Here is a 20,320-nt window from a genome sequence, read left to right on the forward strand (position 1 = left end):
AATATAAGCAATATTAATAAGATTACAACGCTTCCTCTTCAATGTTATAATGTGTAATGGTATTCCGCTCATCAATCAACATCTAACCCAACAAAATGCAACTGTTTTCGTGAATACCAGTAAGGAGTGAAACAATTGACAGAGCAACAATTTCCATTCCCTTCCGATGGGAAACGTTATTATACATGGAATCGATATTTGCGTGATAAGTTTGGCCATAAAGTATATAAAGTAGCATTAGATGCAGGCTTTGATTGTCCGAATCGAGACGGAACAGTGGCATATGGAGGTTGCACTTTCTGCAGCGCTGCCGGCAGTGGGGATTTTGCCGGTAATCGAGTTGACCCAATTCCGGTCCAATTCGAAAAAATTAAAGCAAAAATGCAGAATAAATGGAAAGACGGTAAAACAATGGCCTATTTCCAAGCATATACAAATACTCACGCACCTCTACCTGTTTTAAAAGAGAAATTTGAAGCTGCACTAAATTGTGAAGGGGTAATGGGTTTAAGCATCGCTACTCGCCCCGATTGTCTACCAGATGACGTCGTAGAATATTTGGCAGAATTAAATGAAAGAACATTTTTATGGGTTGAAATGGGACTGCAAACGATACATGAAAGAACAGCAAATTTAATCAATCGAGCTCATGATTATGCTACATATGTTGAAGGAGTCGAGAAACTTCGCAAACATAATATACGTGTTTGTACCCACATCATTAACGGTTTACCATTAGAAGATTACGATATGATGATGGAAACGGCACGTGAAGTGGCTAAGTTAGATGTTCAAGGCATCAAAATTCATCTCTTGCATTTATTAAAAGGAACACCGATGGTAAAACAATATGAAAAAGGCATGTTGCAATTCCTTGAAAGAGAAGAGTATATCAAACTTGTAGCAGACCAATTAGAAATTCTTCCGCCAAACATGATCATCCATCGCATTACCGGTGATGGACCGATAGAGTTAATGATTGGACCAATGTGGAGCGTGAACAAATGGGAAGTGTTAAACGGCATTGATGCTGAATTAGAACGTAGAAACTCCTGGCAAGGAAAATATTATAAGGCGGAAGTGAACAAATAATGCTAGTACGGGTTTTACCTTACGCAAAAACTTTATTATCATCTGTAATTAATGAAGGTGATATCGCCGTTGATGCAACCGCTGGAAACGGCCACGATACATTATTTCTAGCTAATCTTGTAGGAGAGACAGGTTTTGTCTATGCCTTTGATATTCAACAACAAGCAGTAGATGTAACAATTCAACGATTAAAAGAAAACGGATTAGAACATAGAGCCCGTGTCATTTTAGATGGACACGAACAACTGTCTAAATATGTCCAAGAAGAAGTAGCGGGGGCTATCTTTAATTTAGGCTACTTACCTGGTGGAAATCATGACATTATCACCAAAGGAGAAACAACTATTTCTGCAATTGAACAATTACTATCACTTTTAAAGATTGGTGGCATAATAGTTTTAGTGATTTACCATGGTCACGAAGGTGGGAAAGAGGAAAGAGATGCGGTGATTGAATTTGTAAAATCTCTTCCTCAAAAATATGTTCACGTTCTTCGCTATGAATTCATTAATCAAAAAAACGACCCTCCGTTTATCATTGCTTTGGAGAAAATGAAAAAACTGCCAGACTTAAAATAAGTCGGCAGTTTTTATATTTCTATTTTTCTTTATTTTCTTGTTGATTTTGAGATTTATTACGCTCTACCCAGAAATCTGCATTTTTAATTCCTAATTTAATAGGATCAAATACAGGATCTTTTCCAGCTTTTCTTTGTTCCTCATAATCTTTTAAAGCTATGAAGGAAGGCTTCGCTAATACAATAATCCCTATAACATTTGTCCATACCATTAAACCAAGTCCGATATCCCCTAGTAGCCAAGCTAAATCTGAAGTTCTTACTGAACCGTAAAATACGGAAGCAAGCATTACAATTTTTAGAATCCAAGTAACAGTTCCTTCTGTGCGTCCGGAGAATAAATAAGCAACATTCGTTTCTGCAATATAGTAGTAAGCCATTAATGTTGTGAATGCAAAGAAGAATAAAGCAAAGGCTACAAATGCAGCACCGAAATTATCTAATCCAGGGAATGCTCCAGTAACAGCAAGCTGAGTAAATTCTGTATAGTTATGCCCTGGTACATGTTCAACAATTAATTCTCCTTCAGCATTATTTACATTCGTATTGTAAGTGCCCATGAATAAAATCATTAACGCTGTTGCGGAACATACAAGTAACGTATCAATATAAATAGATGCTGCTTGCACTAGACCTTGCTTCGCTGGATGGGATACTTCCGCAGCTGCTGCAGCATGTGGACCTGAACCTTGTCCTGCTTCATTGGAGTAAATAGCACGTTTTACCCCCCATGCAATGGCTGCACCAATCATACCACCGAATGTTGCATCTACACTAAATGCGCTTCGAATAATTAATCCGAACACTGCAGGCACTTCTGAAATGTTCATGATAATTACGACAATTGCTACTAAAAGGTATGCAACCGCCATAAATGGCACGATAATTTGTGCTGCGTTTGCAATACGTTTTACCCCACCAATAATAACAAATCCTAATAAAGCAATGATAGCTAATCCTGTCATCCAAGGTGAAATGTTAAATGCATTGTTCATTGCACTGGAAATGGCATTAGATTGAACTCCAGGCATCAAGATCGCCATCGCTAAAATGGCTGCAATCGCAAACATTACTCCGAACCAGCGTTTACCAGTCCCCTTTTCCATGTAATAAGCTGGTCCACCACGATAAACCCCTTGTTTTTTAGTTTTATAGATTTGCGCTAATGTTGATTCTACATATGCAGTTGATGCTCCAATAAATGCTGTAATCCACATCCAGAATACCGCACCTGGACCACCGAATGCAATAGCGCTGGCCGTACCAATAATATTTCCGGTACCGACGCGTCCTGAAAGCGCTATCGTTAATGCTTGGAAAGAAGAAACACCAGCTTCTGATTTCTCTCCAGTAAACATTAAAACAAACATTTCTTTAATTTTTCTAATTTGAGCAAATCGGGTCATAATCGAGAACACTAGTCCTACGATTAAAATCCCATAAATCATGATTGGCCCCCAAAGGATGCCGCTAATCCAGTTTAAGAAATTTTCTAACATACACACACCCCTTTAAATTTATGTATCATGAATATTTTTTATATTACAAAAACTTATGAAAACAATCAATATTTTTGATATCATTTTTTTAAAAAAATTATTAATTTTATATTAAAAAAGGAATGTCCATATCGAACATTCCTCCAATTTCAATATAATTCAATTAAACTATATATCCTATAGATCGTAGAACATTATTCATAAAATCTCTCATGTATAGAAATACTTCTTCCCTTTCATAATCATGAAAAATATTGTGATAACTATGGGGCCAGTCTTTATATTGAAATTCACTTGTTTTTTGCAATAATAACCACTTTCTCGCCGTTTCTGAATCCGCCACTTTATCTTGATTAGGGGTAATGAGCAAAATGGGCAATGACAATGTCTTATCCTGAGTCATCAAATTTTTCATTAATTGTTGAATGTCTCGATACCATCGAACGGTAACATTGGAATGATATGGTACGTCATCCTCCATCTCTAGAAAACCATCAGAATTTCGAGTAAATAATCGTCTATCAAACTCCATCGACACTTTTTTGCTTGGTGCTATGTTCATGCTTGCTAGTGCACTTGTAAGTAAATTGGAATGTTTATGCAACTGTAACCACGGAGCAGTTAATACTAGTCCAGCGCATTCCATCTTCGTTGACCTTAAAAATTGAATTGCAAGGGTTCCGCCCAAGCCATGTCCAATGATAAATACTGGTAAATGATATTGAAGAGCGCTTTTCATGAGCTGTTTAATGAAAAGTAAGTATTCGTCAATTAATTCATCATGAACCCTCGTAAATTTTGACCCTTCTTCATGCCCTGGTAAATCGCCCATCACGACATGATAACCTTCCGTCATCAATTTTTCTATTAACCATGCATACCAACGGTGGTTTTCAAAAGCGCTATGTATTATTACTATAACAGCTTTCGGTTGCTCTTTAGTTTCCCACTTCCACATAGCGTTCCTCCTAAATCCACTAATACTTCTGTCATTACAAGTTAGTTTTGTTCTATTTTCAAATATTTTCTTATTTGCTAGGATAATATACATAATAATACTTTAGAAATGAGGAGCTTTGCGATGATTTATCCTTATAAAGATAAAGAACCTAATATCGATCCTTCTGTATTTATAGCAGACCATGTAACGATTACTGGAGATGTTACAATTGGCGAAGATACGTCAATTTGGTTTGGAACTGTGATTCGCGGAGATGTTGCACCAACGATTATTGGAAAACGTTGTAGCATCCAAGATTTAAGTTGTTTACATCAAAGTCCCAATAACCCTCTAATCATAGAGGATGAAGTCATCGTTGGTCATCAGGCTACCTTACACAGTTGTATTGTACGTAAACGCGCTTTAATTGGCATGGGATCCATCATATTAGATGGTGCTGAAATCGGAGAAGGAGCACTCGTTGCAGCTGGAAGTTTAGTACCTCCTGGTAAAAAAATCCCTCCAAATTCTGTCGCTATGGGCAATCCTGCTAAAGTCGTCCGTCAAGTAACAGAAGAAGATCGTAAAGATATGGATCGCATTATTCAAGAATATGTTGAAAAAGGAAAATATTATCAGTCATTAAAGAAATAAAATTCAAGTTATTATTATTTATACAATATTAAATTTACATTGAAAAATAAAAATGCAGGCGTTCATATTTGCCTGCATTTTTATAAAATAATTATAATCCTGCCTTCTCTCTTAATAATTGGGCCACATCTGTTCTTTCCCAAGGCAAATCGATATCCGTGCGACCAAAATGACCATATGCAGCAGTTTGTTTATAAATTGGACGACGCAAATCTAGCATTTTAATGATACCCGCAGGTCGTAAATCAAATAGTTCTTTGACCCACTCAACTAATTTGCCCTCACTTACTTTACCTGTTCCAAAAGTATCAATTGAAATGGATACAGGACGTGCAACACCAATTGCATAAGCTAATTGAACTTCTACTCGATCAGCAAGACCAGATGCTACGATGTTTTTTGCTACATAACGCGCAGCATAGGCAGCAGAACGGTCCACTTTTGTAGGGTCTTTTCCAGAAAATGCTCCTCCACCATGACGAGCATATCCACCATAAGTATCCACAATAATTTTGCGGCCAGTTAGACCCGCATCTCCTTTTGGTCCACCAATTACGAAGCGGCCAGTTGGGTTAATGAAGTATTTAGTATCATCATCAATCAACTCTATTGGAACAATTTCCTTAATAACTTTTTCCATCATATCTACTTTAATTTGATCAAGAGTAACTCCTTCATCATGCTGAGTAGAAATGACGATTGTATCAATGCGACGAGGTACATTATTTTCATCATATTCTACAGTAACTTGTGTTTTACCATCTGGTCGTAAATACGGAATCTCTTTTGATTTCCGAACTTCTGATAATCTTCTTGCAAGTCGATGAGCTAAACTAATCGGTAGAGGCATCAGTTCTGGAGTTTCATTGCAAGCAAATCCAAACATTAATCCTTGGTCTCCAGCACCAATCGCTTCGATATCCTCATCAGTCATATATCCTTCTCGTGCTTCTAAGGCTTGGTCTACACCTTCTGCAATATCTGGTGATTGTTCACCGATTGCAGTGAGCACCGCCAAGTTTTCTGCATCAAATCCAAATTTCCCACGCGTATATCCAATTTCTGCGACAGTGTCCCGAACAATACTTTGAATATCGACATAAGTTGTCGTAGTAATTTCTCCGGTTACAAGCACTAATCCAGTTGTAACAATTGTTTCACAAGCAACCCTTGCATTTGGATCTTCTTCTAGTATCGCATCCAATATTGCATCGGATATTTGGTCACAAATTTTATCTGGATGACCTTCTGTTACGCTTTCTGATGTAAACAGTCGACGATTTGACATTAAATTTCCTCCTAAATTTACGAGACGAATCTCTGCTATGATACGGTACTCATTATCCATTTTGCCTTAGCAACATTCGCCCGTAAGGAACAGTGCGAAGATGATGAAAGGCTTTAAGAAATTTTTATCTTTTTATAGGTTTTATAGGTTGAATGAGTACGACATTTGTGCTTGAATAAAAAAAGTTCCTATCCACATGCATGAGGAAAGGAACTAAACATTCTACCTTTCACTCTTATCGTTCAAGGGAACCCCTTGCATCAGGTTAGCACCACGCATTATTATAGTAATGCAGGTTGCCGGGTTTCATAGGGCCTTAACCCTCCACCAGCTCTGGATAAGAGTATCCGTTCAACCAACATGTTACGTAATATACTATACAATGTCAAATATTTTTTCCTTTTTCTCAAATTTGACATAACCCGGTATTCTATAATTTACTTATAAGTAGGTACTCTTGTTACAAGCAAAAAATTTTCATAAATAATTTTAAGAATTAGTATAGATTATTTCATCTAATGTGTTATACTAATTTCTGTATTATATAACCAACAATTAATTTTCCTAAAAATAAAAAAAGGATGGTATTTAATCGATGAATTCAGTAGAAATTGCAAATGAGCTGAAGGAATTATTAAAAGGTGGAAATATAAACACTCAATTGTCAGTGCCTCAATTAGTTGAAAAGGCGGTAACTCGTGGAGAAGCCAAATTAACAATTGATGGTGCAATTGTTGCTGAGACAGGTAAATATACAGGCCGTTCTCCAAAAGATAAATTTATTGTCGAAGAAGAAAGCATTAAAGATAAAATTGATTGGGGTAGTGTAAATCAGCCAATCTCTGCTGAAGTGTTTGATAACTTGTATATAAAAGTATTAAATTACTTAAAAGAAAAAGACGAGTTATTTGTATTTAAAGGCTTTGCTGGAGCAGATAAAGAATCTCAATTATCTATTCAAGTAGTAAATGAATATGCTTGGCACAATCTTTTCTGTCATCAATTATTCATCCGTCCAACAAAAGAAGAATTAGCTTCTCATACAGCTGATTTCACAATTATTTCTGCACCTGGTTTCAAAGCGAATCCAGCTGTTGACGGAACAAACTCTGAAGCATTTATTATCGTATCATTCGAAAAGAAAATTATTTTAATCGGTGGTACGGAATATGCTGGTGAAATGAAAAAATCTATTTTCAGTATCATGAACTACTTGTTACCTGAAAAAGGAATTCTTTCAATGCATTGCTCTGCTAACGTTGGAGAAGATGGTGACGTAGCGTTATTCTTTGGTTTATCTGGTACTGGAAAAACAACTCTTTCTGCTGACAGTGATCGTAAATTAATCGGTGATGATGAACATGGTTGGTCTGACAACGGTGTGTTCAACATTGAAGGCGGCTGCTACGCTAAAACAATTAATTTATCAGCTGAGAAAGAGCCAGAAATTTATAATGCCATTCGTTTTGGTACAGTGTTAGAAAACGTTGTAATCGATTCAGAATCACGTATTCCTGATTACGATGATAATAGCCTAACAGAAAATACACGTGCAGCGTATCCAATTCATTACATTGATAATATTGTAATGCCTTCTATTGCTGGTCATCCGAAAACAATTATTTTCTTAACTGCTGATGCTTTTGGAGTGCTTCCTCCAATCAGTAAATTAACGAAGGAACAAGCAATGTACCACTTCTTAAGCGGATTCACTTCTAAATTGGCTGGTACTGAACGCGGCGTTACTTCACCTGAACCAGTATTCTCTACATGCTTCGGTTCTCCTTTCTTACCACTTCCAGCAACAAAATATGCTGAAATGTTAGGTGAGAAAATCGATGAACACAACGTTCAAGTATTCTTAGTGAACACTGGTTGGACTGGTGGCGAATACGGTGTAGGTAGCCGCATGAAGCTTTCATATACTCGCGCAATGGTACGTGCTGCTATCAGCGGTAAATTAAACGATGTTGAAACAAAACAAGATGGTATTTTCGGATTACACATCCCAACTGCAATTGAAGGGGTTCCAAGCGAAGTGCTAGATCCTCGTGAAGCTTGGAAAGATAAAGAAGCTTACGATCAAAAAGCTCGTTATTTAGCTGATTTATTCAAAGAAAACTTCAAGAAATTTAACAACGTATCAGAAGATATTTTGAAAAAAGGTGGACCATTGGTTTAATATCAACGTTCCATCCATTCTAAACTCATATTAAGATTAAAGAGGCGCCTAATAAGTCATTGAGGCGCCTCTCTTTACGACTGATGCTCATGCATTCTTCGCAGATTAATTTCGACAAGGAGTCGCGTCAGATGTGACCAACGCAGGGAAAATATAATCATCATAAAGAATTTGAGCCTGATCAAAAAATATTACACTTTTTGATCAGGCCATTTAATTTTGATGGGCTTTTTTATAAATCTTTAATGAAAAACGGTTCTAAGTGTTTCAATAATTAAAGGGAAAAGAGTGAATTGAAATCATCGCTTCTTTCCTTTTTCTTTCATCCAATTGCAAATAGAACGGACCGTTTCTCTATTGATATGGGGTGGAAAATGGTGTGCCAAATTGGCCATATACCACGTTTCAAATTCTTTTCCTGATTCCTTAAGCGCCTTTTCAAGCTTATAGGACTGTTCGATCCTAACATTGGAATCTTCAGTACCGTGGATAATAAGTACCGGTGCATGAATGCGGTCCACTTCATAAATTGGTGAGCGTTCTTCATAAATTTCCGGATATTTTGTTGGAGATCCACCGATAAGTCTCTTTAGCGTACGTCTTAAATCAACCCGTTCTTCGTACAAATCCGCCAAATCAGCTACACCCGACCAAGTGACGATTGACCGAATATCTTTACTCAAAATCCCCATCCATAAAGCCATTAATCCTCCCCTTGAAAAACCAAAAAGGTGTACCGAATCATTATTGGCAATTTCTTTTAATAATTGGATGCTATGCAGTGCATCAAGTCGGTCATCGCCCCCAAATTCATCGCGACCTTCTCCACCTCGATTTCCACGATAATACGGTGCAAATACAATAAACCCATTTGAGGCAAATTGCGCAATTCTAGCTGGCCTTACCATTCCTACCGACTGCAATCCACCACGCAAATATAATAATGCTTCATATGAACCATCTCCAATAGGTCTAGCAAGCAATCCTTTCACTCGAAGCCCTTCCGACCAATAAACGATTTCCTCAAGCTCTACATTTGGATTAGGAGAAGGATATTTTCTAATTAATTCAATGCTACCATTCTTTTTCAAGTTGTTTCACTTCCTGCAAAATTTTTTTCATCCCTTCATCCTTCATATAAAAACTTGCATATGGATGTTGTAATACTTCCTCCGTTGTTAAAAAAAGTCGCCCGACCGTTTCGTATTGTTGAACAAAAGGTTCGATTCGAGCCACCTTTGCAACAAATACGGCTTTACAAAATGGGATTTTTTCATAAACAGTATAATGGGCAAATAATTTCAAATCCGTAATATGTACGAGCGTTTCTTCATAAACTTCCCGCTTAGCTGCTTGTTCTATTGTTTCTCCCAATTCCACTTTACCTCCAGGAAATTCCACACCCCGTTTTTGATTGATTGTACAAAGCCATTTTCCATCTTTTTGTACAAGCACCAGGACATGCTTCGGCTCAAGTGGAAACGGAGGACCTTCAAAACTTAGTTCGACTTTATTATTGTTTAAATCATAAAAAGTAAACATCCCTTCAACTCCTATACATTTAGTGTAGCGAAGGGATGTGTTCTATTCAATTATTGAAATAGGGCAATTGTTCCACAAATTCTTTTATTTTTTCATCGCCAAACTCATGAATTAAAGCATAAATTTTTTTCAATCGATTATCAATTTCATCATTCTCTTCATCAAGATGGTATGGAAGATATGGTAAATGAGCTCTTACTGCATTATCAAATTCTAAAGAGTTTAACTGATTAAATAGCTTTTTAAATATAAACACTTTATCCGGATCCAATTCAATCTTAAACTCACAAGGTTCGCCAGTAGGAATGTAATTATAAGATTGGTTTAAGACGTTCACATACAGCGTTGTCTTTTCGATAGTAATCACCCTCCTTATATTCATTATGGTGAAATATAATTAGGGCTATTCAAAAGGATAAAAAATCCTCAAAAGTTCTATCATTGAACTCTTGAGGATAGACATTCCGTTATTTACCTAAAAACGCTGATAACATCCATGTATGTTTTTCTAGACTTTGGAAAGTTGCGTTCAACATATCTTCTGTACGATCATCGCCTTGATTTGCCGCCTCTTCCATTGCTTCTTTAATCAGCTTCATAGTGGATTGGAAGTCATCAATTATTGTTTGAACCATTTCCTCTGATTTTTCTGAACCTGAAGCTTCTTGTACTCTTGATAATTCTAAATGCTCTTTTAATGTTGCAACTGGCTTTCCGCCTTTTGTTAGAATACGCTCTGCTACTTCATCTAAGTTTGCCGTAATTTCATTGTATAATTCTTCAAATTTTTCATGTAATGTAAAGAAGCTTGGACCTGTTACATACCAATGGTAATTATGAAGTTTAGTATATAATACTGAGTATGTTGAAACTAATTCATTTAATTGGGCAATTAATTTATCGTTTGACATCATTTCACCTCATTTTACAGATTTTTCTTTCTTTTTTAATTATACTAAAAACATTGTTTTTATAATTTTACAATTGCATGAAATCTCAGAAAACAGTTCATATATAGTATGATATTTTTTATTGAATTTATCCAAATATTATGTTCACCTTGTATTCAACAATCAGAAGAATAATTATGTTAGTATATAGGTAGAGGTGATGATATTGAATATGTCTGGTATCTTAATATTAGTAGGCGTTATGTATTTCATCATAATGATTGGTGCTATCGGTTTCTTTATACATATGAAAAGAAAAGGTCGATTTTAAATAAGTAAAGTAAGGAATGAGAAATTCGAACAATGAAATATCCTTTTATTTGGCTTATTCAATTTTATAGAAAATTTATTTCTCCACTCACACCACCAACCTGCCGATTTTATCCGACTTGTTCTCAATATGGACTTGAAGCATTTGAAAAGCACGGTGCTATTAAAGGCTTTATTCTTACTACAATCCGCATTTTAAAATGTCATCCTTTTCATCCTGGGGGTTTTGATCCCGTACCTGAAAAGTGGCCTTCGAAAAAAAATTAATTTCGAAGGTTTTTCTTATTGTATTTATTCACTTGTTCATGGTATTATTGATTTCGTGAAAATTACATAAATCGTAATCATTACTATTTGATGAAAAGGAGAAATATAATGAGAAATTTGATTTTCCTCTCATTACTAGCGATGACGCTGCTTTTAACTGCCTGCACCAATAATGAATCGAATCAAGAAAAGAATAACGAAATTAATATATATACTACTGTATACCCACTACAATATTTTGCAAAACAAATCGGTGGAGATTATGTGAATGTTTCTTCTATCTATCCTCCTGGAGCAAATGAGCACACTTTTGAACCAACACAAAAGGATATGATCGCTTTAGCAGATGCAGACGTATTTTTCTATATTGGATTAGGTTTAGAAAGTTTTGTGGAAAATGCGAAAAAATCATTGGCAAATGAACACGTAAAATTTGTTCCAGTCGCAGAAAAAATTGATGAACAAAAACTACAAACTTCTGTTGGACATTCCCACGAGGAACATGAACATGAACATGAACACGACCACCACCATGGAGAGGTCGATCCACATGTTTGGCTCTCTCCTACGATCTCTAAAGATATAGCATTGACGATTAAAAATGAACTTGTCAACCTTCTTCCAGAACAAGAAAATACGTTCAATACAAACTATGAGCAATTAGTAAAACGTCTCGATGAATTAGATCAACAATATAAAGACTTAGCAAGTCATGCTTCATCCAAAACATTTTTTGTGTCCCATGCAGCCTTTGGATATATCGCAGGAAATTACGGGTTAACACAAATCCCCGTTGCTGGATTAAATTCACAAAGCGAACCATCCCAGAAGGAACTTGCGGAAATTGTTGCTCTTGCTAAAAAACATCAAATAAAATATATATTATTCGAACAAAATGTATCATCAAAACTAGCATCTGTCATTCAACAAGAAATTGGTGCTGAATCACTAATATTACATAACCTCAGTGTATTAACAGAAGAAGATATTCAAAACAATGAAGATTACTTTACTTTAATGAAGAAAAATTTAAAAACGCTGGAAAAAGCTTTAAATTATTAATCCTAAGGGAGCGATTCAGAAGGCTGCAGCTTTCGATTCGCTCTTATTTTTCCTTAAATTAGGTACATAATGCATGGAATAGATAACTTATCAAATCATCACTATTAAAAAAGTAGTACAAACCAGCTTGTACTACTCATGGAGATTAAGATAACAATTCTTTTAATTTTCGACGCAACAATTTATTGGAAGCATTTCTTGGTAATGCATCAACCACATAGACTTCTTTTGGTACTTTATACTTCGCTAAATGTTGTAAACAATATTCTTTAATTTCATCAGGTGAAACATCTTTTTTCAATACAATGAAAGCAACTGGAACTTGTCCCCATGTTGCATCCTCCACTCCACAAACACCCGCTTCTTTGATTGCAGGATGCCCCATTAACACGTTTTCCACTTCTGCTGGATAAATGTTCTCTCCACCGGAAATGATTAGGTCTGAACGGCGATCAACGACATATAAATATCCTTCGTTATCTACATAACCTATATCACCAGTATGTAACCATCCGTCTTCCGTCGATGGTTTCACTTCGTAACGTCCAATATATCCTGGCGTCACATGTGGGCCGCGGATACAAATTTCCCCTTCTTGATAAGGACCGTCTGCTCCTAATATTTTAATCTGATTGAAAAATAATGGTTTACCAGCCGAACCGATTTTCCGCAAAGCATCTTCCGCAGGTAATGTCGCTGTTTGAGAGGAAGTTTCCGTCATCCCATAAGTTTGCAATACTTTCAATCCCCGCTGTTCTGCACGAATTAAATAATCTTTCGGAATAGGGCCACCTCCTGCCAATATCAACTTAAATGATGGAGATGCCTTCTGATTTCGTTCCTCAAGGATATGTAAAATTCGCTCAAGCATCACAGCTACCACTGAAACATTTGTCACCCTACCGAAAACAATATCCTCTGCAATTTGTACATGATCAAATTTTCGATAGAGCTTTACTTCGTTGCCGTATAATAGAGAACGAACTAATATCGAAAATCCACTAATATGAAAAAGAGGTACAGCACAAAGCCAAACATCTTTTTCGGATAAACCGATATTCAAAACTGAAGCAACGGCACTTGATTGATGGTTTTCTACCGTTTGACGCACGCCTTTTGGAAAACCTGTCGTGCCGCTCGTATACATAATGGAAATCGTCTGTTGCAGCGGCCATTCACGGCTTATTTCAATTGGCTTACAATCGCTATTTTCGATTTCAGAGAATCGCAAGTAGTTCACATCTTCAGGCAGTAATGACAGATCATTGTCATTGACTAATACCATTGAGACTTGTGCATCATTGATTTGATAAGCCAATTCATTAGTAGTTAGCTTACGGTTTAATAACACCATTTCACATTGTAAATGCATACATCCGTACATAATAAAAATCAAACTTGAATCGTTTTCTCCAAGAACCGCAACACGGCTTCCCTTGTCTATGCCTAATGACTTTAATTGTTCCGCACGTTTTACAGAAATCTTTTTGATTTCTTCAAAAGTCCAGTGATTACCTTCAAAAGATAATCCAATTCGATTTGGAGTTAAATAGGCTCGCTGTAGAATCCAATTAGGGTACATTATAATTCCTCCCTTTCTCCCCTTCATTTTACTAAAAAAATATCATAAATAAAAATTAACAATCAGACTCATTAGTTATCATGATTTACAAAATCCATCCAAAATGAAAAAGGCTGTCTTGAAAGTAGAAACTTTCAAGACAGCCTATTTTCAAAAACGAATTATCGATATCTAAATCAAGGGAATCTTGGGAATTGACCAAAGTTTGGTTTACGTTTTTCTTTAAACGCATCTCGTCCTTCTTTTGCTTCATCCGTTGTATAGTAAAGAAGCGTCGCGTCTCCAGCGAATTGTTGAAGTCCTGCAAGTCCATCTGTATCTGCATTCATTGCAGCTTTTAAGAAACGAATGGCAGTTGGTGATTTTTCAAGGATTTCTTCACACCATTTTACCGTTTCATCTTCCAATTGTTCTAAAGGTACAACCGTGTTTACTAATCCCATTTCTAACGCTTCTTGTGCATTATACTGACGGCATAAGTACCAGATTTCACGAGCTTTTTTATGTCCAACGATGCGTGCTAAATAGCCAGAACCGTATCCAGCGTCAAAGGAACCAACTTTCGGACCAGTTTGTCCAAATATAGCGTTGTCTGCAGCAATCGTTAAGTCACACACTACGTGTAATACGTGTCCGCCACCGATAGCATATCCAGCAACCATCGCAATAACTGGTTTTGGAATTACGCGAATTAGTCGTTGTAAATCTAGTACGTTTAATCGTGGGATATTGTCATCGCCTACATACCCACCATGACCGCGCACCTTTTGGTCACCACCAGAACAGAATGCTTTATCACCTTCACCTGTTAAAATGATAACACCGATATTTGCATCATCACGAGCACGTGAGAAAGCATCAATTAATTCTTCAACCGTTTTTGGTCGAAATGCGTTGCGTACTTCCGGACGATTAATTGTAATTTTTGCAATCCCATTATAAAATTCATACTTTATATCTTCATAAGTATGTAAAGTTTTCCACTCACGAGTCATATGAGTAACCTCCCCGAATTTTATAAGACTTCCTTAATTATTGTAGCAAATTGTTCCGGATTTTCCACGTGAATTGAATGGCCTACATTAGGAACGTTAATATGTTTCGCATTTTGTAGCTGTTCAAGCATTTGTTCAGCAATTTGGACGAATTTTTGATCTAATTCTCCAGTTATGAGTATAACGGGAAAGGAGAGACGAATTAATTTTCGCCATAATGAAGGTTGGGCACCTGTCCCCATTCCACGCAAACTATTAGCAAGCCCCGTTTCTGATTGGCTTAACCGTTCTTCTCGAATCGCTTGTTGTATTTGTTCAGGTAATGTCTTTTGGGATGCAAAAAGGGGGATGTTTTCCCACTTATCTACAAACCATTGAATTCCCTTCTCTTCAATTTCATCAGCCAATAATTCATCCGCCTGTCTTCTAGCCAGTTGTTCTTCTTCGGTATGTAAACCTGGCGATGAACTTTCTAATATTAATTGTTTAATCCGCTTAGGAAAGCGAACTGCGTATGATAATGCTACTCGCCCTCCCATTGAATAACCTAATAAGTTAAAATAATGTAATCCCAATTGATTAAATATTTCTTCCAAGTCCTTCACTTGTTCAATCATAGAATATCGTGAAGAATCTTTTGGCGCTTCTGTTTTACCATGTCCAATTAAATCAATTGCGACAATTTTTATTGTATTTGGCAAGTATTCAATTACTTTATTCCAGGTGTTAGTTGTTCCAGTAAAACCGTGTAACAAAACAAGAACTTCTTCTGCACCCTCATTCCATATTTCCACATTGACCTGTATTCCACGAATATTTAAAGTAGCCATTCTTTCAACTCCGAATTTATATGTTGCCATAACTTTCGATGTGCCTGAACATTTTCATTTCGGTTTGTTCGAATTTCTATTAATCTTAATGGTTTGTCCCCTTTTTCAAAAATCTTTTCTTTTTCATCAAAATGGTTGATTAGCAAATAGTCCATTCCATACATGTTTGCTACATCTTGAAATTTTAGTGCAGTCGGAGTTCCAAATAAGTCCTCATAGTATTCTTTTACGGTTGCTTGAGACAAGTAGGAAAAAATCCCCCCACCATCATTATTTAATACAAAAATAGTCATATTACACGGTTGATAGCGGGTTAATAGAAACGCGTTAATATCATGTAAGGCTGCCAAATCTCCAATCAATAAATACGTTTTTCGATTTTCTCTCCCTTTCGAAAATCCAAAAGCCGTTGAAATGACTCCATCAATACCGTTTGCCCCTCGATTAGCAAAGATTTGAATATCCTTTGAAGTAGGCAACAAAAAAGTATCAATATCTCGTATTGGCATGCTACTGCTCACAAATAAATCACTTTTTTCTGGCAATTGTTCTAACAAATAGCGAACGAATGCCCCTTCATCTTTTTCATGTTGAGTATATGCAAGTATATGTTTTTTAGCTATATCATCAGCTGTTTTCCAAAGAGTAAAATATGATTCATTAATCGTTGACTGGATAATCATTTCCTCTAACCATGATTCGATGGTTGCATGGATAAAATGTGTTGAAACGGAAGTTGAATCTCGAAACATCGGATCCTCATCGATTACTATATAGTTTTTTGGCTTTGATTCCATTAAAAAAATCGTTAAAAATTTTGAAACTGGTTGTGCACCAAAACGGATGACTGTATCGCAAACTGCCAATTTTTTAAACTCATCGCTTTTTAAGAGCGCATCATATGTAGCAATGACATACTGTTTACAATCTTCTGGGATATTCGCTCTCATATTTGATAAACTTTCAACTAAAACAGGCCATTGTACTTTTCGAATAAATGACCATAAATATTCTAACTTTGTACCAAGTGCAAGTTCACCGATTACGATTATTCCTCTTCGTGTTTCTTTGATAATCGATGATAGCGCCTTCATCGCTTCATAGTGTGGGGTAATCGTGCCATTGAAACTTGCCAAAAATGATCTTTTTGGTAATTCATTTTGAAAATCAATCAACAATGGCTCACGAAACGGAATATTAATATGTACCGGACCTAATGGATGAGTCTTAGCAATATTGACAACTCGTACAATATGACGTTCAACAAATGGCAGAGTTACACTGTTATCATCAGGTATTGGAAATTCAGCAAACCATTTGACATGATTTCCATATAAATCAATTTGATTGATTGCTTGTGGAGCCCCTACTTCACGCAATTCATGGGGACGATCAGCTGTAATGACAACGAGCGGAACTCGTGCATATTTTGCTTCCACTATAGCAGGATAGTAGTTTGCAGCTGCAGTACCTGATGTACACAGTAATACTACTGGTTTCCCTTTTGACTTTGCCAATCCTAACGCAAAAAACGCCGCAGATCGTTCATCCACTTGTCGATACAGATTCAATTCTTTTGTTGATGCAAATGCATAGGCTAACGGAGTTGACCGTGATCCAGGGCTAATGACTACATCTTCCACACCATTTTGGACAAGAGACGCTACAATTTGATACACATAATCCGTCAAAATTTTACGTTCACTCATTAAATTGTCCTCCTAGAGCCCGCAACATCGGACGAAACTTTACTAACGTTTCTTCATATTCCGTCATTGGATTTGAATCTGCGACAATTCCACCGCCAGCATATAAGTATGCTTTCTTATCAATTAATGCTGCAGATCGTATAGCAACGGCAAATTCTCCATTTCCATCAGCATCAATCCAACCGATTGGTCCTGCATATAATCCCCTGTTCATTTTTTCGAACTCACGAATAATCTCCATCGCTTTATTTCTAGGAACTCCACCTAACGCGGGAGTAGGATGCAAATGTTCTACTAATTGCAATATTGTTGCATGATTGAATAATTTTCCTTCAACAGGCGTATATAAATGTTGTATATCACGAATTTTTAATAATTTAGGACGCTTTGGCACTTTATACTCTTCACAATGTTTGCTAAAAATATTTTCAATCATATCGACAACATATTGATGTTCTTTTAAGTTTTTGGAATCACTTAATAGTTGTTCCCCTAGCAATTTATCTTCTTCTGCTGTTTTTCCCCGTTTGATAGAACCAGCAACACAAGCAGAATAAGCATACTGATTTTTCACCTTTACTAAACGCTCAGGGGTAGCACCAAAAAATAGTAAGTTTTTCCGCTCAAGACCAAATAAATAACTTTCCGGCTGTTCATTCATTATTTGATAAATGATTTGAGGCGAAGATAACGCATCTTTAAAATCCAATTCTAAAGAACGGGCGATTACTACTTTATCTGCTTCGTTTTTTTGAATTAAATGGGTAACATTTTCAACTGCATGGAAATAGTAATCTTTATTTCGCTCATGAATCGAGTGAATTTTCGGCTTTTCATATGTTTTCAATTCTTTCACTTGAGCTGCATGAATTAATCGGTCCCGTTCTTCCCTTAATTTTTCAAAATGTATCGAAGAATCTTGTTGTTCTGTAATCAAATGAATGCTGACATAAGTTTTCTCATGTTGTTTTATTAATTGAAAAGTAGCTACAGTAAAATAACTTTGAGGAAAATCATTCCACTCACCATTTTCTTTATTTTCCGGATCAAAGGTAAAACCTCCGAATAAAATAGGTTGAGGTTCCTGCTCTTCCATTACAATATTTTTCGTTAATTCTTTCCATTGATGCTCAATATCATAAAAACGTTGACCATTTTTATTATTTTCCAATACGATTGCTTGTCCAAGTCCAACAATCGTTAATGTTTTTTCACGATTTTGCCAAAAAAACCTTTCCCCTCTATATTGCTGTTCTCCTGCTGCATAAAAAGCTAAAGGGGACAATTGATTCACTTCAATCGTTTCAATATAAAAGGACAATTTATTTGATGCCACTTCAACTTCAGTGGTTTTAGACCACTTTTGATGCATGAAAAAAACCTCCGTAAAAAAGCAATGTAATTTGCCATAAAAATAGCAGAATCTTATTTCTGCTTTCCTAAAATAATTATTCTGATTGCCTTTCCGAACAATGCAATATCTATTTTATCATATCATTTTTTTAGGTTTAATAATAATACTTTCAACTATTCTTTCTGTGAAATTATTTATAAAGTTTTTATCCTAAAATCTCCAATTTTAGGAGTATATAGTTTTTATTTCCCTATCTCTATATTAAGTCGTTGCATTTAATTTTCTTATATAATTCATAAATCCCTCTTCTGAAAATAATTTCACCTCATCATCTGTAAACTCTTGACGCAACCTTTCAATGATATTTGGAAATTCAGAAGCATTTGATAAATTGCTTACTGACAATGGGTCCATCCCATCAAAATCAGAACCAAAACCGATATGTTCCACTCCTACTAAATTAGCTAAATATTTTATGTGCTCAACCAATTTTTCGATTGTCGTCGTTTTCTTCTCCTTTTCTATAAATGGGGGATAAAAAACAACATGGATACGTCCACCTTTTTCTACAAGCATTTTCACTTGTTCATCCGTTAAATTTCTTGGATGATCACAGAGAGTGCGTGAATTACAATGGCTAGCAATCACTTTTTTTGCAAGCGGTAATAATTCATAAAATCCTCTTTCATTTAAATGCGCAACATCTATGATAATATCTCGTTCATTTAACAATTCAATTACCTTTTTTCCAAAAGGTTTTATACCCTTTGTAGAATCTTCTGACGTGCCATAGCCAACTTTATTTTCATAATTCCAAGTTAATCCGACTATCTTAACGCCTGCATCCAAAATGATCTTTAATTTTTCAAGATCATCATCTATGGCATCACAGCCTTCCAAACTTAATACGGCTCCTATTTGCCCTTCTTCGAGCTCATCAATTTGCTTCCAATCTTTAATATGAACCATTTCCGGCTCTTTCAATACATATTTATGGAAGGCTTCAATCTGACGTAATGCTTCTTGAAATTTCTGCTCTTTAGGAATATCTGGATGGATAAATATTGCAAATACTTGAATTTTTACATTCCCTGCCTTTAATCTTTCAAAGTTAGAATATATTCTAGAATCATTGCGAAAATTGGCATCTTCAAATCGTGCTAATTTTTCTAATACATCGCAATGTAGGTCCACTACTTTCATCTATTCTCCACTCCCCATACTCTTTTGTTTTTATAGTATTTATTAATGAATAAAGATGTTCCATGCGATAATTTGTAATAAAAAAACCTCGAGACAATCATAAATTGTCTCGAGGTTTTTTATGACCCCTACGGGATTCGAACCCGTGTTACCGCCGTGAAAGGGCGGTGTCTTAACCACTTGACCAAGGGGCCACAGCTATGTATGGCGGAGAAGGAGGGATTTGAACCCTCGCGCCGGGTTACCCCGACCTACACCCTTAGCAGGGGCGCCTCTTCAGCCTCTTGAGTACTTCTCCTTATGGCTCCGAAGGTAGGATTCGAA

The 20,320-nt window shown here is 36.2% G+C and carries 19 protein-coding genes, 2 tRNA genes and 1 riboswitch; of the genes, 6 read left to right on the forward strand and 15 right to left on the reverse strand.

Annotation, left to right across the window (positions count from 1 at the left end):
- The first annotated feature begins 135 nt into the window (after positions 1–135).
- Both HF990_RS02675 and HF990_RS02680 read left to right on the forward strand, forming a co-directional pair.
- Positions 136–1,092 carry a TIGR01212 family radical SAM protein gene (locus HF990_RS02675; RefSeq protein ID WP_168411936.1) on the forward strand — a complete coding sequence of 319 codons (957 nt, stop codon included), beginning with the start codon at positions 136–138 and terminating at the stop codon, positions 1,090–1,092.
- Positions 1,089–1,670 carry a class I SAM-dependent methyltransferase gene (locus tag HF990_RS02680; protein ID WP_168411943.1) on the forward strand — a complete coding sequence of 194 codons (582 nt, stop codon included), beginning with the start codon at positions 1,089–1,091 and terminating at the stop codon, positions 1,668–1,670. The genes HF990_RS02675 and HF990_RS02680 overlap by 4 nt, the downstream gene beginning before the upstream one ends.
- A 19-nt stretch (positions 1,671–1,689) precedes the next feature.
- On the opposite strand, the gene HF990_RS02685 is transcribed toward HF990_RS02680, so the two are convergent.
- Together HF990_RS02685 and HF990_RS02690 are read right to left on the reverse strand one after the other, a co-directional pair.
- Positions 1,690–3,168: an alanine/glycine:cation symporter family protein gene (locus HF990_RS02685; protein ID WP_016837045.1), complete on the reverse strand. Its 1,479-nt coding sequence runs from the start codon at positions 3,166–3,168 to the stop codon at positions 1,690–1,692.
- A 163-nt stretch (positions 3,169–3,331) separates the two neighbouring features.
- A complete protein-coding gene (locus HF990_RS02690; protein ID WP_016837044.1) occupies positions 3,332–4,126 on the reverse strand; it encodes an alpha/beta hydrolase in 795 nt (264 codons plus the stop codon).
- A gap of 123 nt (positions 4,127–4,249) precedes the next feature.
- Between HF990_RS02690 and HF990_RS02695 the strand changes: the two genes are divergently transcribed.
- Positions 4,250–4,762, forward strand: a complete 513-nt coding sequence (locus HF990_RS02695; protein WP_016837043.1) for a gamma carbonic anhydrase — start codon at positions 4,250–4,252, stop codon at positions 4,760–4,762.
- A 91-nt stretch (positions 4,763–4,853) separates the two neighbouring features.
- Here the strand turns inward: HF990_RS02695 and metK are convergent, their stop codons facing one another.
- Positions 4,854–6,050, reverse strand: a complete 1,197-nt coding sequence (gene metK, locus HF990_RS02700) for a methionine adenosyltransferase (RefSeq protein ID WP_016837042.1) — start codon at positions 6,048–6,050, stop codon at positions 4,854–4,856.
- Between the two features lie 232 nt (positions 6,051–6,282).
- Positions 6,283–6,394, reverse strand: a riboswitch (SAM riboswitch).
- A 251-nt stretch (positions 6,395–6,645) separates the two neighbouring features.
- Between metK and pckA the strand changes: the two genes are divergently transcribed.
- Positions 6,646–8,232 carry a phosphoenolpyruvate carboxykinase (ATP) gene (gene pckA / locus HF990_RS02705; protein ID WP_016837041.1) on the forward strand — a complete coding sequence of 529 codons (1,587 nt, stop codon included), beginning with the start codon at positions 6,646–6,648 and terminating at the stop codon, positions 8,230–8,232.
- 299 nt (positions 8,233–8,531) lie between these two features.
- Here the strand turns inward: pckA and HF990_RS02710 are convergent, their stop codons facing one another.
- The 4 genes from HF990_RS02710 to HF990_RS02725 all read right to left on the reverse strand — a co-directional run bounded on the left by HF990_RS02710 (position 8,532) and on the right by HF990_RS02725 (position 10,685).
- A complete protein-coding gene (locus HF990_RS02710) occupies positions 8,532–9,323 on the reverse strand; it encodes an alpha/beta hydrolase family protein (RefSeq protein WP_016837040.1) in 792 nt (263 codons plus the stop codon).
- Entirely contained in the window at positions 9,307–9,774 is a 468-nt protein-coding gene (locus HF990_RS02715; RefSeq protein WP_016837039.1) for an NUDIX domain-containing protein, read from the reverse strand. Before HF990_RS02715 ends, HF990_RS02710 begins: the two co-directional genes overlap by 17 nt.
- 46 nt (positions 9,775–9,820) lie before the next feature.
- Positions 9,821–10,141 carry a hypothetical protein gene (locus HF990_RS02720; RefSeq protein ID WP_016837038.1) on the reverse strand — a complete coding sequence of 107 codons (321 nt, stop codon included), beginning with the start codon at positions 10,139–10,141 and terminating at the stop codon, positions 9,821–9,823.
- Positions 10,142–10,241: 100 nt separating this feature from the next.
- On the reverse strand, positions 10,242–10,685 hold the full coding sequence (locus HF990_RS02725; RefSeq protein ID WP_168411937.1) for a Dps family protein: 444 nt from the start codon (positions 10,683–10,685) through the stop codon (positions 10,242–10,244).
- Positions 10,686–11,027: 342 nt separating this feature from the next.
- On the opposite strand from HF990_RS02725, the gene yidD reads away from it, so the two are divergent.
- Entirely contained in the window at positions 11,028–11,261 is a 234-nt protein-coding gene (gene yidD / locus HF990_RS02730) for a membrane protein insertion efficiency factor YidD (RefSeq protein ID WP_096551638.1), read from the forward strand.
- A 108-nt stretch (positions 11,262–11,369) separates the two neighbouring features.
- Positions 11,370–12,323, forward strand: a complete 954-nt coding sequence (locus HF990_RS02735) for a metal ABC transporter solute-binding protein, Zn/Mn family (protein WP_016837035.1) — start codon at positions 11,370–11,372, stop codon at positions 12,321–12,323.
- Positions 12,324–12,468: 145 nt separating this feature from the next.
- Here HF990_RS02735 and HF990_RS02740 read toward each other — a convergent pair whose 3' ends face one another.
- The 8 genes from HF990_RS02740 to HF990_RS02775 form a co-directional block, all read right to left on the reverse strand.
- On the reverse strand, positions 12,469–13,905 hold the full coding sequence (locus HF990_RS02740; RefSeq protein WP_168411938.1) for an o-succinylbenzoate--CoA ligase: 1,437 nt from the start codon (positions 13,903–13,905) through the stop codon (positions 12,469–12,471).
- Between the two features lie 176 nt (positions 13,906–14,081).
- Positions 14,082–14,900 (reverse strand): 1,4-dihydroxy-2-naphthoyl-CoA synthase, encoded by an 819-nt coding sequence (gene menB / locus HF990_RS02745; RefSeq protein ID WP_016837033.1) that lies wholly within the window; start codon positions 14,898–14,900, stop codon positions 14,082–14,084.
- A 20-nt stretch (positions 14,901–14,920) separates the two neighbouring features.
- A complete protein-coding gene (menH, locus tag HF990_RS02750; RefSeq protein WP_168411939.1) occupies positions 14,921–15,730 on the reverse strand; it encodes a 2-succinyl-6-hydroxy-2,4-cyclohexadiene-1-carboxylate synthase in 810 nt (269 codons plus the stop codon).
- A complete protein-coding gene (gene menD / locus HF990_RS02755; protein ID WP_168411940.1) occupies positions 15,718–17,439 on the reverse strand; it encodes a 2-succinyl-5-enolpyruvyl-6-hydroxy-3-cyclohexene-1-carboxylic-acid synthase in 1,722 nt (573 codons plus the stop codon). The genes menH and menD overlap by 13 nt, the downstream gene beginning before the upstream one ends.
- A complete protein-coding gene (locus HF990_RS02760) occupies positions 17,432–18,811 on the reverse strand; it encodes an isochorismate synthase (RefSeq protein WP_016837030.1) in 1,380 nt (459 codons plus the stop codon). The genes menD and HF990_RS02760 overlap by 8 nt, the downstream gene beginning before the upstream one ends.
- Positions 18,812–19,054: 243 nt before the next feature.
- Positions 19,055–19,996: a dipeptidase gene (locus HF990_RS02765; protein ID WP_016837029.1), complete on the reverse strand. Its 942-nt coding sequence runs from the start codon at positions 19,994–19,996 to the stop codon at positions 19,055–19,057.
- Between the two features lie 122 nt (positions 19,997–20,118).
- Positions 20,119–20,190 (reverse strand) — tRNA-Glu (locus HF990_RS02770).
- An 11-nt stretch (positions 20,191–20,201) separates the two neighbouring features.
- Positions 20,202–20,294 (reverse strand) — tRNA-Ser (locus HF990_RS02775).
- Between the last annotated feature and the right edge of the window lie 26 nt (positions 20,295–20,320).

It is taken from the genome of Ureibacillus thermosphaericus (assembly GCF_012396605.1).
Classification (GTDB): domain Bacteria; phylum Bacillota; class Bacilli; order Bacillales_A; family Planococcaceae; genus Ureibacillus; species Ureibacillus thermosphaericus.

Coding starts and splice junctions, on each gene's coding strand:
- HF990_RS02685 (WP_016837045.1), bottom strand. CDS start 3,168: ATGTTAGAAAATTTCTTAAACTGGATTAGCGGCATCCTTTGGGGGCCA.
- HF990_RS02690 (WP_016837044.1), bottom strand. CDS start 4,126: ATGTGGAAGTGGGAAACTAAAGAGCAACCGAAAGCTGTTATAGTAATA.
- HF990_RS02695 (WP_016837043.1), top strand. CDS start 4,250: ATGATTTATCCTTATAAAGATAAAGAACCTAATATCGATCCTTCTGTA.
- metK (WP_016837042.1), bottom strand. CDS start 6,050: ATGTCAAATCGTCGACTGTTTACATCAGAAAGCGTAACAGAAGGTCAT.
- pckA (WP_016837041.1), top strand. CDS start 6,646: ATGAATTCAGTAGAAATTGCAAATGAGCTGAAGGAATTATTAAAAGGT.
- HF990_RS02715 (WP_016837039.1), bottom strand. CDS start 9,774: ATGTTTACTTTTTATGATTTAAACAATAATAAAGTCGAACTAAGTTTT.
- HF990_RS02725 (WP_168411937.1), bottom strand. CDS start 10,685: ATGTCAAACGATAAATTAATTGCCCAATTAAATGAATTAGTTTCAACA.
- yidD (WP_096551638.1), top strand. CDS start 11,028: ATGAAATATCCTTTTATTTGGCTTATTCAATTTTATAGAAAATTTATT.
- HF990_RS02735 (WP_016837035.1), top strand. CDS start 11,370: ATGAGAAATTTGATTTTCCTCTCATTACTAGCGATGACGCTGCTTTTA.
- HF990_RS02740 (WP_168411938.1), bottom strand. CDS start 13,905: ATGTACCCTAATTGGATTCTACAGCGAGCCTATTTAACTCCAAATCGA.
- menB (WP_016837033.1), bottom strand. CDS start 14,900: ATGACTCGTGAGTGGAAAACTTTACATACTTATGAAGATATAAAGTAT.
- menH (WP_168411939.1), bottom strand. CDS start 15,730: ATGGCTACTTTAAATATTCGTGGAATACAGGTCAATGTGGAAATATGG.
- menD (WP_168411940.1), bottom strand. CDS start 17,439: ATGAGTGAACGTAAAATTTTGACGGATTATGTGTATCAAATTGTAGCG.
- HF990_RS02760 (WP_016837030.1), bottom strand. CDS start 18,811: ATGCATCAAAAGTGGTCTAAAACCACTGAAGTTGAAGTGGCATCAAAT.
- HF990_RS02765 (WP_016837029.1), bottom strand. CDS start 19,996: ATGAAAGTAGTGGACCTACATTGCGATGTATTAGAAAAATTAGCACGA.